The sequence below is a fragment of the Roseivivax halodurans JCM 10272 genome, from assembly GCF_000521785.1.
Taxonomy (GTDB): Bacteria; Pseudomonadota; Alphaproteobacteria; order Rhodobacterales; family Rhodobacteraceae; genus Roseivivax; species Roseivivax halodurans.
This window is the reverse complement of the sequence record NZ_JALZ01000057.1, coordinates 1-12,166: the sequence shown is the minus strand read 5'-3', so window position 1 is coordinate 12,166 and position 12,166 is coordinate 1. Positions and strand designations below refer to the sequence as shown.

The 12,166-nt window shown below is 63.8% G+C and carries 10 protein-coding genes; 4 read left to right on the top strand and 6 right to left on the bottom strand.

The annotated features are described in order from the left end of the window. A partial coding sequence (locus OCH239_RS20085; RefSeq protein ID WP_037266969.1) for a PepSY-associated TM helix domain-containing protein occupies positions 1–553 on the top strand: 553 nt, incomplete at its 5' end. A gap of 98 nt (positions 554–651) precedes the next feature. Here OCH239_RS20085 and OCH239_RS20080 read toward each other — a convergent pair. Continuing rightward, complete coding sequence (locus OCH239_RS20080; RefSeq protein WP_051489659.1) at positions 652–1,653, bottom strand: hypothetical protein; 1,002 nt, start codon at positions 1,651–1,653, stop codon at positions 652–654. Positions 1,654–1,673: 20 nt separating this feature from the next. Then, complete coding sequence (locus tag OCH239_RS20075) at positions 1,674–2,603, bottom strand: glycosyltransferase family 2 protein (RefSeq protein ID WP_051489658.1); 930 nt, start codon at positions 2,601–2,603, stop codon at positions 1,674–1,676. 272 nt (positions 2,604–2,875) lie between these two features. Here OCH239_RS20075 and OCH239_RS20070 point away from each other — a divergent pair, with 272 nt between their 5' ends. Genes OCH239_RS20070 through OCH239_RS20060 form a run of 3 tightly spaced genes read left to right on the top strand, consistent with a single transcriptional unit; the run spans position 2,876 to position 5,888 of the window. Beyond that, positions 2,876–4,060 carry a glycosyltransferase family 4 protein gene (locus tag OCH239_RS20070; protein WP_037266952.1) on the top strand — a complete coding sequence of 395 codons (1,185 nt, stop codon included), beginning with the start codon at positions 2,876–2,878 and terminating at the stop codon, positions 4,058–4,060. After that, entirely contained in the window at positions 4,057–5,469 is a 1,413-nt protein-coding gene (locus OCH239_RS20065) for a GMC oxidoreductase (protein ID WP_051489657.1), read from the top strand. Before OCH239_RS20070 ends, OCH239_RS20065 begins: the two co-directional genes overlap by 4 nt. Continuing rightward, positions 5,466–5,888 (top strand): hypothetical protein, encoded by a 423-nt coding sequence (locus OCH239_RS20060; protein ID WP_157577992.1) that lies wholly within the window; start codon positions 5,466–5,468, stop codon positions 5,886–5,888. The genes OCH239_RS20065 and OCH239_RS20060 overlap by 4 nt, the downstream gene beginning before the upstream one ends. Here the strand turns inward: OCH239_RS20060 and OCH239_RS20055 are convergent. From OCH239_RS20055 to OCH239_RS20040, 4 genes are all read right to left on the bottom strand, one after another. Then, entirely contained in the window at positions 5,858–7,591 is a 1,734-nt protein-coding gene (locus tag OCH239_RS20055) for a hypothetical protein (protein WP_037266947.1), read from the bottom strand. The genes OCH239_RS20060 and OCH239_RS20055 overlap by 31 nt on opposite strands. Positions 7,592–7,599: 8 nt before the next feature. Next, complete coding sequence (locus tag OCH239_RS20050) at positions 7,600–8,343, bottom strand: class I SAM-dependent methyltransferase (RefSeq protein ID WP_051489656.1); 744 nt, start codon at positions 8,341–8,343, stop codon at positions 7,600–7,602. Then, entirely contained in the window at positions 8,340–9,464 is a 1,125-nt protein-coding gene (locus OCH239_RS20045; protein ID WP_157577990.1) for an NAD-dependent epimerase/dehydratase family protein, read from the bottom strand. The genes OCH239_RS20050 and OCH239_RS20045 overlap by 4 nt, the downstream gene beginning before the upstream one ends. Further along, the coding region (locus OCH239_RS20040) for an SGNH/GDSL hydrolase family protein (protein ID WP_037266945.1) at positions 9,388–12,166 on the bottom strand (2,779 nt) is incomplete at its 5' end. The genes OCH239_RS20040 and OCH239_RS20045, both read right to left, overlap by 77 nt.

Here is a 12,166-nt window from a genome sequence, read left to right as displayed (position 1 = left end):
ACAGCCGATGCCGGTGTCCGGCGTCGCGGAAGGCGTGCCCGCGTCGATCGACACCGTCGTCGCGAATGTCGAGGCGGCGGGCATCCATCCCGGTTACGCGCTGAATATGCCGTCCGGGCCGGAGGGCGTCTTCACCGCCTCCGTATACCCCCACGACATCAGCCAGGAGAGGGTGATCCATCTCGACCAGTATACCGGCGAGATCCTCTTCGACATGGGCGTGGGCGAGCTCGGCGCGCTCGGATGGGCCGCGGAATGGGGCGTCGGCATCCACATGGGCCAGGCCTTCGGCGCCCTGAACCAGATCGTGCTGGCGCTCGCCTGCGCGGCCATGGTGCTGATGTCGGTCTCAGCCGTGGTCATGTGGTGGAAGCGCCGCCCGGCGGGCGGCCTCGGCGCGCCGACGGTGCCCGCCGACTGGCGCATCCCGCGCGGCATCCTCGTGATCGCGGTCGCGGCGGGCATCTTCTTCCCCCTCGTCGGCCTGTCGCTCATCATCGTCGCGGGGATCGAACTGGCGATACTCGGCATGCGGCGGCTGCGCGCCGCCTGACGAGGTTTAGGTTATGCCCTGACGGCCGAAATCGCGTTCCAAATCTGCATGCCGCTCGCATTTGGTGCGGCATGCACAGCGCCCGGGCACGTCTGTGCCTAATTCTCCTCGTCGGGCACGCGGCCGCGGAGGATTTTCTCGATCTCATAGCCGCGCATCCGGCGGCTCGACGCAAAGATTACAATCTCCCCCACAAGACCGAGCGCGATGATCTGGATGCCGAGGACGAGCATCATCACCGCAAAGACGAGCGCCGGGCGGTCAGCCAGCGGTGTGCCCAGGAGCAGGCGCGACGCCACAAGCCAGGCTGTGGTGACCGCCCCGATTGCCATGAGCGGCAGGCCCACCGAGCCAAAGAACCGGAGCGGGCGCTTGAGGAAGTTGAGCGCGACGTAGAGCGAGAGCATATCCACGAGGGCCGCGACATGTGACCCTGCGCGCAGTCGGCGCAGAGCGGGCTGAACGGCGTCGGGCGCCGGGGCCACGTCGATCTCACGCACCCGATACCCCTCGGAGAGCGCAACAAGCGGCAAAAAATGCTGGCGCATTCCAAAATCGGCTGCCTTGCGGAACACCTCGCGATGCCCGGCGCGGCTTCGGCAGAAGATGTCCTCGAGCTTTTGTCCGAAGAGCAGGCGAACCATGCGGTGCGCCAAAGCGATCCGGGTTTTTTGAACCGGGGAGAGGCGCGTGGCCACGCAGCGCCCGGTGGCAAGGTCGGTCTCCGGGCCCACGGCATCGATCAGCCGGCCGATCTCAGCAGTCTGGATCTCGGGCCAGGCGGGGAGGGTCAGAAGGACAAGCCCCTTGGCGTGACGCACGCCGTCGGCGATGGCCTCGTCAAGACCAACCCAAGGACGCGGCGCGATGGTCTTAACACCGGGACGGGTGGCCAGAGTCTCGGCGGCGTGTCGCAGACCGGCCGATGCCGAGTCATGGATCAGAAGCAATTCAAAGCTCTCGCCGCGGTCTTGAAGCGCCGCAAGATAGGCATCCACGAGGTCGACAAGGCCCGCGCCATCACCATCAGCGGCGACGATCACCGACAGGTCGAGAGAGGCGGCGGTGGTTGCGGCGGAAAAACGGCCGTGCAGGGTCATGGAATCGTCTCCGGTCAAAATCAGGTCACCTCGTCGAGCCAAGCCGGCGTCATCTGCCCGGCCCGACGGAAGATCAGGGTCGCCACGCTGCCGAGCAGCAACAGGAAGACCGCCAACGCGCCAAAAAGCGTCGCGACGGCGGTGAGCATCATCACACTGCCGGAGCCGGAGGCGCCGGGACCTGCGATGACCTGCCAGCCGAACACTATCGCAGCAATGGCCGAGAGCGCGGCAAGACCCGCGAAGCGCCGCAGCGGGTGGCGGGCGAAGAGCAGGATCGCCTTGATGGCGATGAGATCGAGCAGCACCTTGTAGATGCGCGACAGGCCGTATTTCGACTCGCCAAACTGACGCGCGTGGTGGCGGACGCCGACTTCGGCGATCCGTGCACCCATGGGCAAGGTCATCGCGGGAATGAACCGGTGCATGTCGGAATAGAGGGGAATTTTCTTGATGAGTTCAGCGCGGTAGACTTTCAGCGAACACCCGTTGTCGCGGATCGGAAGGCCCGTGACTCTTCCGATCAATCGGTTGGCAATCATCGAGGGAAGCTTGCGCGACAGCCATTTGTCCTGGCGGTTGATCCGCCACCCGACGACAAGGTCGTAGCCCTCCTCGATCTTCTCCAGCATCATCGGGATGTCGCCCGGGTCATTCTGGAGATCGCCGTCCATGGTCACGAGCAGCCCTCCACGTGCATATTCGATGCCTGCGGTCATCGCTGCGGTCTGTCCCGCATTGTTGCGGAACTTGAGCACGACAATTCGCGGATCTTCAGCGGCCATCTCCGCCAGGATCTCGAAGCTGCGATCTGTCGAGCCGTCATCGACGAAGATGAGCTCGAAGGGCCGGCCCAGAGATGCGAGCGCTTCGAACACGCGATCTCGCAGCAACTCGACGCTTTCCTCTTCATTGAGGATCGGCACGATCACGGAAACAGCAATGGGCATCTAGGAATCTAACGTCCGGAAATAAATCCACGTTAGCGAGTCTTGCGCCAAAACCAAAGCTTTCGTTTCGGCTGTTTGCGCCTCTGATCGCAACTGCGGAGCACGGGAGCCCCAAGATTTCGCGCGGAACGGTTAAATGGTGACAAGAGAACGGTCTTGGGTCATCGTCCCAGTATTTCACGCATTGCCTTCCCGCACTTGCCTTTGCCAAGAGACATATTCGTCACCATGCCGATCCTTTCCACGCTCCCGTTTTCCCTTGGGACCGCCTCATGAGGATCCTCGTCCTCGCCCCGCAGCCCTTCCTGGTCCCTCGCGGCACGCCGATCGCCGTTCGGATGCTGCTCGAAACCCTGGCCTGGCGGGGCGATACGGTGGATCTGCTGACATTCCCTGACGGCGCGGATGTCGAATTGGCGCGCTGTCGCATCTTCCGGCTGCCAGCCCTGCCAGGATTGCGCGGAATCGGGCCGGGATTCAGCGCCAGGAAACTCGCGGCAGACGCGCTGATGCTGCCGATGGCAGCATGGCGCATGGCACGGACGCGCTATGACCTCGTGATCAGCGTCGAAGAGGCGATGTTCATGGCCGCGGCGCTGAAGCCGATCTTCGGCATTCCCTATATTGCCGACGTGGACAGCTCCATGCCCGAGCAGATCGACGAAAAATTCGGGCTGCCGACCTGGCTGCGCCGCTGGCTCGACCGGGCCGAGGGTCTGGCCCTGCGCAGGGCGTTTGGAGCGATCACCTGTTGCCGCGCGCTGGAGGAGACGGTGCGTGGCCACGCACCCGATCTGCCGGTGCAGACCGTTGAAGACGTGACGATGCTTGATTCCGACACCCCACCGGTTGTGCCGGATGAGTGCCGCTTCGATGCGCCGGTGGTCATGTATGTGGGCAATCTCGAACCCTATCAGGGGGTGGACCTGCTCATGGCGGCCTTCGCGCGGCTCGACCTCGCCGCGCGACCGGCGGAGCTCGTGGTGATCGGCGGCAGCGCTGTACATGTGGCGGCGGCGCGCGAGCGTGCGCGGGATCTGGGTATCGCAGAGCACGCACATTTCCTTGGGTCCCGTCCCGTGGACCGGCTGGGGGATTACCTGTCGGCGGCCAGTATCGTCGCCTCACCGAGGACCCAGGGCCGCAACACACCGATGAAGATCTATTCCTATCTCGACAGCGGGCGGCCGCTGATCGCCACCCGGCTCGAAACGCATACACAGGTTCTGGACGATGACATCGCCATGCTGGTCGACCCCGAACCGGATGCCATGGCCGAGGGGCTGGAGCGGCTGCTCACCGATGCCTCGCTCCGTTCTTTCCTTGCGCTGGCCGCACAGGCGCGCGTGACGGCGGAGTTCAGCCCGGAGGCCTATCGGCGCAAGCTCGATCTCTTTCTGATCGGACAGATCGAACCCCGATTGCAGACCTGTCACTCGGCGGGAGCCGCAACGTGAAGCAACTCGAGGCCGATGACGCATATGCCCGACATTGGGACGTGATCCTCGTCGGGACGGGATTCGCGGCCTGCTTCTTCGCGCGGGCCCTGCGGGGCCGTGGTCTGTCGGTGCTGTTTGTCGAACGCGGACCCTATATCGACCGCGACACGCAACTTGCGAACCGGCACAGCGACACCCCCCCAGTGGTCGCACAGCGCAACAGCTCCGGGCGCCGCAAGGACTGGGCGGTGCGATACCAATTCGGCGGCTGCTCAAATTGCTGGTGGGGCAACACGCCACGACTTCATCCCTCGGACATGGAGATGCAGACCCGCTACGGTGTGGCGCGGGATTGGCCATTGTCCTACGCCACGCTTGAGCCCCACCTCTTGGAGGCCGAGCGGCTGATGGAGATCGCCGGCGACAGCGACCGCCGGGGACCGCCGCGCTCGGCGCCTTATCCCTTCCCCGCGCATGTCGCGACCCACGCCGAGCATCGGCTGATGGAGCTTGATCCATCTTGGGTGCCGATGCCGACGGCACGGTCAAATGGCGGCAGTCGCGCGGGCTGCTGCGCGTCGGGGGCCTGCTCGCTCTGCCCGATCGACGCGAAGTTCACCATCATGAACGGGCGCGGACTTTTCGAGGACGAGGATTTCGCTCTGGTAACGGAGCTCGAATGCCGCGCCATCGAAACGGCGGCCGGACAGGCCACGGGTATCATCACACGCGATGCGGGGGGCGCGGAGCGGCGCATTAAGGGCGATTTTGTTGGATTGGCTGCGAATCCTATCGGGACGTCAGTGATCCTGCTGCGCTCGGGGCTCGGTGGCCCAAGGGTCGGCCAGGGATTGCACGAGCAGGCAGGTCAGTTCCTCTGGGTGGATATTCCCTTCGACAATTACTACGGCGGCACGTCGATCACGGGGCTTGGCTATGCTTTCTATGACGGCGCGTTCCGGCGCGAGGCGGCGTCGGTGCTGATCGAGAGCTGGAATGCCCCGCCCTCCTTGCGCTTCGAGCCAGGGCGGTGGTTGCAAAGATTAAAGCTGAAACTGGTGGCCGAGGATTTGCCCCAGCCCGCGAACCGCGTGGTTCTCGAAAACGACGCGCCGCTGATCGAATGGAGGGGCCACAGCGCTTATTGCGAGGCCGGGCTCGCGCGGGCGCGCGCGGGGATCGAAGACCAACTGCCCTTCGCCGAGCGCATCTCGATCGGTGGTTACGAGCCAACCGAGGCGCATATCATCGGAGGCACGCCCATGGACCACGATCCGCAACATGGTGTCGTAAATGCGGAGGGCCGGCTCTTCGACGTTCCAAACGTCGCCTGTCTCGGCGCCAGTACTTTTCCGACGGGATCCGCCGCCAATCCGACCCTCATGCTCTCGGCCCTATCGCTCTATCTCGGGGGGAAACTCTCATGAGGCCAACCCGACGAGGTCTTTTGCTCGGTGGCGGCGCGCTCTGCATCGCGGCGGCGGTTCCCGTCGCCATGGGCGGCATGCGGTCGTTCCTGGAACGGATCACCGTCGCTCAGTTCGGGGCCGAGATCTTGTCGATCGACGGTGTCCACGCGTTTCTGGACGCCTTTGCCGCGCAGGCCGGTGATGACAGCCTGGCCAAGCGCCTCGGCGCAGAGGCCTATTTCGCCTGGCGCGGCGATCTCATCCACGAGATCGCGCCTGCCCGGGACCTGGAGACGCGGTTCCTTCAGACCATCCTGACACGCAGCAACATCATCAAGGTCTGGCGCGGCGAGAGCCAACGGCTCGAATTCACCGAAATCGACCCTTGGCAGCCGACCTGTGGCCTTTATCTCAGCGCGCTCGCCGATATGACGTGACGGGCCTGACTTTCCCCCGATAACAGTCGCGCGGCGGCGCCTGTTCCAGACGCGAGTCCGGGAAGGTCCGGGCAGGCCGGCAGGGCGGCGCCCACAGGATGACGCCAGCCGAGGAGCGAGGCGCCCGCGCCGCTCCTGGTCTCAACGGTGGCGCCGAGGCCAAGGGCCATTTGCGACAATTCCCGCGCAAGTTCGCTGTCGATCATCGGGGCGTTCGAAACGACAATGCCGCGCGGCTTGCAGGCCATGACCGGGCGCAGATCCTCAACAAGCGGGACCAGGGGCCGTCCGGTGCGGAAATCGAGCGCGAAGGGCCGGGTCTCGGGCCCGTAGCTGTAGATCAATTCTGAAAAGCGCGGTCGGTTCAGAGCAAAGTCAAAATCTCCGAGCCATTGCACGGTTCGCATTTCCTCAGCCGAAATGACGACAGCCTCCTCTTCCAGCCAAGGTCTGGCGAGGGGCCACAGCTCGGTCCATTCCCATCGGTTCTTGTCGAGGAGAAGCTGCGTTTCGGTGCCGAGAATGAGATCCGCGGACCGCTCAAAGGCAGCGTTTGTGGCGAAGATGAAACCAAAGGCCAGTGCCAGCAGGCCGGACGAGATCCGCTTTGACCAGCGGTCGGGCAGGAACGGGGTAAACAAGGATCGGGCAATACCGGAGAGATACCGCAGGAATGGTCCTGCCAAATGCACCAGGGCGATGGCCCATGTTGCGAAGAAAAAAGGCATGACGCTGTAGAGATATCGGATATTCTTAAGGCCACCGAATGACAACGCGACAAAACTGACCCCGAACAGCAGGATACAGAACAGCGCAACTCGTGGCCGAGCATGCAGCGCGATCAGGGCCGCGATCGGAAACAGCGACCAGAAGGTCGGATAGGCATCGCGGAAATAGCGGTGGTAAAAGGTTGTGTCGTTCTGCGCCGGCCAAGGCTCCCAATTATAGGTTTTCCAGAGCTGGGCCAAAAGGGTATCGAAAGCCCCGCTGACGAGGCAAACGGTGATCAGCGCAAGCCCTGCGACAAGGGTCAGGCGGACCATACGGAACCGCCTCAGCCAATCAAGGCCGTGAGCCAGGAAGATCCAGAGACCGAGCGCGGCGCATCCGACAATCGTGAGCGTCTGAAGGTGAAGCGCAAAGAGAAGCGCGCATAGCCCGACCACCCCGAGCGTCACACCCCACCACAGGCTGGTTCGCCTTTCCAGAAGGTCGTGAATACATATGGCCCCAAAGACAAAGGCCAGGCCCTGAAGCGCATAGAATCTCACATATTGCGAGACCTGAATGCCGTTGGGCCAGAGCAGCATGAAAGCGGCGACGATTGCGGCAGCCGGAAACCCGGCAACGCGGCGGACCCAGAAAAAGACCAATAGGACAAGCGCCGCGCCTGGCAGAACCGACGGCAGAAAACGCGCCGCCGCGACATGTGGACCGCCGGAAAGCTCGAACGACAAGGCGACGAGACGGGTCAGCGTCGCGCCGCGCCGGTACTCCCCGTCCAGAATGGCAAAGGTTCCGTCTTCGCTCAGGCTTAGCGCCGCAAGGAGATGGTAGAGTTCATCGTAGATCGGGGGCAGACCGATCAGGGCAATTCGGCTGGCCAAAGCCAACGCAAAGACGAGGCCTGCCAGCAAAAGCGTGCGATTGAGCGAACCAGAGCGTTCGCGGATACTGGATCGATGTGCGTCGCTGTAACCCATCTTCTCGCCTAAATGTCCGGTCTCCACAGCGCTAGAACCACCGGTGATCCCAACCAATGTGCCAGACCGGCGGAGGCCAGAAGCCGTTCGGACCTCTCGGAAAGCCAAGGCTGACGCAAGGTCCTATGGACAACCATAGGGAGAACAAACTGCCCGATATGTTCCGACAGGGGGAACCCGTTGGCGGCTCCCCGCGCCACAATCTCGCGAGTCGCGATGGTGGCGAAACTGCGCGTCTCCGTCTCGAGGGATTTTTTCAGGCCCAGCAGGATCGGCTGGAATGTGTTCGCGCCGGCGGGAATCGGGAAGTCGACGATCACTGCCTTGCGTGCAACCCGGCAAAACTCGTCGAGGAGCCCCTGCCAGTCTCCGATATGGGCCAGGAGCCGAAAGGACGTGACCACGTCAAAACTGCGATCCGGATAGGGCAGGGGCATGAGCGGCCCCACACCGAGATCTGGCTGTGGATCGAGGCGGCGCGCCCGGCCGAGCGCAGCCTCGCAGCTGGCATGGACCCGGACAATGTGCCCGTCGGCAATCAGCGGTGCTGCGATCTGCCCGTGCCCGCCGCCGACATCGAGAACCTCAGAGCCGGGCCAGGGCGCAATCAATGTCCGCAGGGCGTTTGTCTGACGTGACAGCAGCCAGTTGCCTGTCGGCCCCGAAAAGCGCTGCGCATAGCGATCAGTGGACGGTGCAAGATCCGCCAGATCCGAGCCAATATCGGCAACATGCAGGCCCGCCATGCTCATGCCGCCAGCGACTTTTTTGCGGGACGAAGATAGCCCTCGGCGCGATACCACGCAGCCGTCCGTTCCAGACCCTCGCGCAGACCGACCTGTGGCGTGTAGCCCAGCATGCGCTGCGCCTTTTCGATCGAGAAGGCGCGGGCCTTTGTGAAGAACGCAACCCGGCGTCGGTGCAGCGGGGGATCGATGCCGAAGGGCTTGCAACCGATCTCGCAGAGAGTTGCGGCGGCCAGAAGCGGTGCGATCGGAATATGGCCGCGCACCGGCGGTACGTCCAGAACGTCGGCTATCTCGTCGACAAGGCCGTTGAGCGTCGTGTAGCTGTCTGAGCCGATCAGAAAGGTCTCGCCGACCGCGTCGGGGTGGGTGCCGCACAATATGAAGCCACGCACGAGATCGTCGACATAGCTCATATGATAGGCGATGTCGCCTCGCCCAAACATCCGGAAGGTGCGGTTCTCGATGGTCTTGAAGAGTTTGAGAAACCGCGTGTCGCCAGGCCCGTATATGCCCGTCGGCCGAACGATGGAGATCGGGACGCCCTCACCAATTGCCTGTTGAGCGATCATCTCGCCCTCAAGCTTGGATCTCTGGTAAATGTCCCCGGGATTGAAAGCGGTCGTCTCGGTCGCCGGGATCTCAGCCACGTCCCCATGCACGCCGCAAGTCGAGCAATGCACGATGCGATCCACCCCGTGCCGACGGGCGGCCTCGATGATATGAGAGACGGAGTCGCGGTTCACGGCGCGATAATAGGCATCGGGATGGTTGGCACTGCGATACACGGCGGCGATGTGGAACACATGGCTTGTTCCTGCGACCGCTCGGTCGACGGCAGCTGCGTCGGCCACGTCACCTTCGACGAGAGAAATGCCGAGCGCTTCGAGGGCTTGGGCGGCGGGCGCGTCGACCCGCCTTACAAGCGCACGGACGGTGTGGCCATTGGCCCGAAGCGTCCGCGCCAGCTGCCCTCCGGTAAAACCGGTCGCACCTGTGACGAGGGCGTGTTTGAGGTCCGGTGTCATGTTCATGGCTCCTGCTGAAAGCTCATGCCAGCGGCGCCCATTCGTCGAAGAAGGAAACCAGCGTATCGTCGGAGGTGAGATCGTAGCTTCCGTTTCCAAGGTCCGTTCCCTTCAGGGAAGCCGCTTGCGCCCCGAAGACTTCGAGCACTCCGACGGATCCGACCGAGAGTGAGACGCCGCCGGCGATCTCCGTCACAACCACCTGCCCGTCGAACCCTTTCTCGAGCCGCAGCCGGTCGGACCCGGTGCCAAAGTCGAGAATACGGTCGGACCCGGCTCCTGCGCTTCCGAAGCCCGAGGCGAAAACGAATGTATCAGCTCCGGTACCACCAATAACCTCGTCCGCTCCGGCACCACCTTCGAGCCAATCGTTCCCGTCCTCGCCGAGCAGCGTATCATTCCCCCCGGCGCCCGAGATCAGGTCGTTTCCGGCACCCCCCCTGATCAGGTTGTTTGCGCTGGACCCCGTGATCCGGTCACCGGCATCACCACCTTCGACATCCGCGCCGAAGGCAAGCGAAACAGCTTCTCCCCCTAAGGTCCCTCCGGCAAGCGGGATGTCCGACAGGAGCAATGCTGCGAGACCTTCGGCATAACTTGCGTAACCCTCCGGCGTCAGGTGGACCTCGTCGGTCCCGACATCCGTCACTTCATAGGCGGCATCGTAAAGATGAAGAGTTGAATGTTCAGATTGCAGCGATGTGATCGTCGAAATGATGCCAGGCTTATAGGTGCCGTTTCCGGCGTCTCCGACAACGGCTGATCCGTTCACCATGCTGTAGCCCTGATTGACCATCGCGATGGTAAAGACGCTGCCGTATTCGAACTTTGGCGGCAGCGTCGAGACAACAAGATCATCGTCTTCGCGGCCTGAAACCGAGAAGAAATCGTCGACTGCCCTCGTGATATTCGAGACGATTGACTCAAATTGCGCCTCGAAGACTGCCCCGAAACTTGCGCTGTTGAGATCGTTTGTCCCAGCAAGCAGCAGGACGATGTCCGGATCATAGGTATCGACATTGGTCGGCATGTGGGAGGCAACGGTAGGCGTGCCCACAATCCGCCGCAGCTGTTGCCCCGGTGTGGCGGAATGATCCCCGTCCAGAGTCCAGGTGTCCCCATTTTCGGTGAAGCCGACATAGTCGATCCAAGCGCCCTGGGCCGTCAGCAGATCATGCAGGAAGCCCCGGTAGCCCGTTTCCTGCGACTGGTCGGCGCCAGAGGGAAGGTCACCATTCCATCCCGCAGTTAGCGAGTCGCCGATCGGCAGGACTTTCGCTGCATAGCCGTAGCTTCCCGCGGCCATGTCGATCACCAGCGCGCGGGTCTCGCCGGCAAAACTGACATCAGTCGGCGGCGCCGTGTCGAGCGTGAGATTGGGGCCCTGGACGGTTGCAATATCGGTGCCGTCGGATGCGGTGACAATGCTGGTGAGCGGGCCATCGGCCAGGCTCGAGAGATCGAGCGTGAGCGTGCCATCGGTGGCGAGCGTGCCGCTGACCGTGTCGGTGCCGTCGGTGACGGTGACGGTGGCACTGGCGTCCGCATCGAGCCCAGAGACGGTGAAGCTCACGGCGCCTGCCTCAGCCCCGTCGATCTCGGTATCGGGGGCGAGAAGGGTGAGATTGCCGTCGTCGTCGGCCGGCGAGGGCGAGGAGAGCGCCAGCGAGACATTGTCGAAGGCGATCGTGACAACCTCGTCGGGCCGGGTGCGCTGGTTGAGATAGCCGCCGAGCGTCAGGACGTGGCTGCCGCCCGAAAGTGTGCCGAGATCGATCACCGCCTCGATCAGGCCGGTGCCGAGAACCTCGTCATCGTCATCGGTGGCCTCGAGGCGGGTGAGCACGGTCTCGACGCCGTCGAGCAGAACCACAACCTCCCCCCATTCACCGGCATCGAGATCCCCGGTGAGATCCATGCGGTAGCTGAGCGTGAGCGTGCCGGTCTGCCCGGCAAGGGTGTCGAAGCTGCGGCTCCAGCCGCCGGAGATATCGGTGACTGCATTGCGGGAGCTGCCCCCGCCGAGGGTCAGCTCGAGCGCGCCTCCCGTTGCCGTCCCCGACGCGTAATCCGGCTGCGCCGTTCCCCGCAGCGCATCGTCTGCATACACAAACCCCCCCGGACCGGACGCAAAATCCTCGTTGATGGGCGTCGGTGGCGGTGGTGGCGGCGGCGCGCTGTCGAGAATGAGGGCGGGACCGGTGACGGAGGTGGTGCTGCCGAAGGTATCGGTGGCGGTGACGGTGCTGGTGAGCGGGCCATCGGCCAGGCTCGAGAGATCGAGCGTGAGCGTGCCATCGGTGGCGAGCGTGCCGCTGACCGTATCGGTGCCGTCGGTGACGGTGACGGTGGCACTGGCGTCCCCGTCGATCCCCGAGACGGTGAAGACCACGGCGGTCATCTCGGCGCCGTCGATCTCGGTATCGGCAGTGGTGAGGGTGAGGTTGCCGTCGTCGTCGCCGGAGGCCGGCACCAGCGTGAGATTGGGGCCCTGGACGGTTGCAATATCGGTGCCGTCGGATGCGGTGACAATGCTGGTGAGCGGGCCATCGGCCAGGCTCGAGAGATCGAGCGTGAGCGTGCCGTCGGTGGCGAGCGTGCCGCTGACCGTGTCGGTGCCGTCGGTGACGGTGACGGTGGCACTGGCGTCCGCATCGAGCCCAGAGACGGTGAAGCTCACGGCGCCTGCCTCAGCCCCGTCGATCTCGGTATCGGGGGCGAGAAGGGTGAGATTGCCGTCGTCGTCGGCCGGCGAGGGCGAGGAGAGCGCCAGCGAGACATTGTCGAAGGCGATCGTGACA

What these genes read in the sequence shown, in the direction of transcription:
- OCH239_RS20080 (WP_051489659.1), bottom strand. Translation starts at nt 1,653, where the DNA reads ATGACCCTGCACGGCCGTTTTTCCGCCGCAACCACCGCCGCCTCTCTC.
- OCH239_RS20075 (WP_051489658.1), bottom strand. Translation starts at nt 2,603, where the DNA reads ATGCCCATTGCTGTTTCCGTGATCGTGCCGATCCTCAATGAAGAGGAA.
- OCH239_RS20070 (WP_037266952.1), top strand. Translation starts at nt 2,876, where the DNA reads ATGAGGATCCTCGTCCTCGCCCCGCAGCCCTTCCTGGTCCCTCGCGGC.
- OCH239_RS20060 (WP_157577992.1), top strand. Translation starts at nt 5,466, where the DNA reads ATGAGGCCAACCCGACGAGGTCTTTTGCTCGGTGGCGGCGCGCTCTGC.
- OCH239_RS20055 (WP_037266947.1), bottom strand. Translation starts at nt 7,591, where the DNA reads ATGGGTTACAGCGACGCACATCGATCCAGTATCCGCGAACGCTCTGGT.
- OCH239_RS20050 (WP_051489656.1), bottom strand. Translation starts at nt 8,343, where the DNA reads ATGAGCATGGCGGGCCTGCATGTTGCCGATATTGGCTCGGATCTGGCG.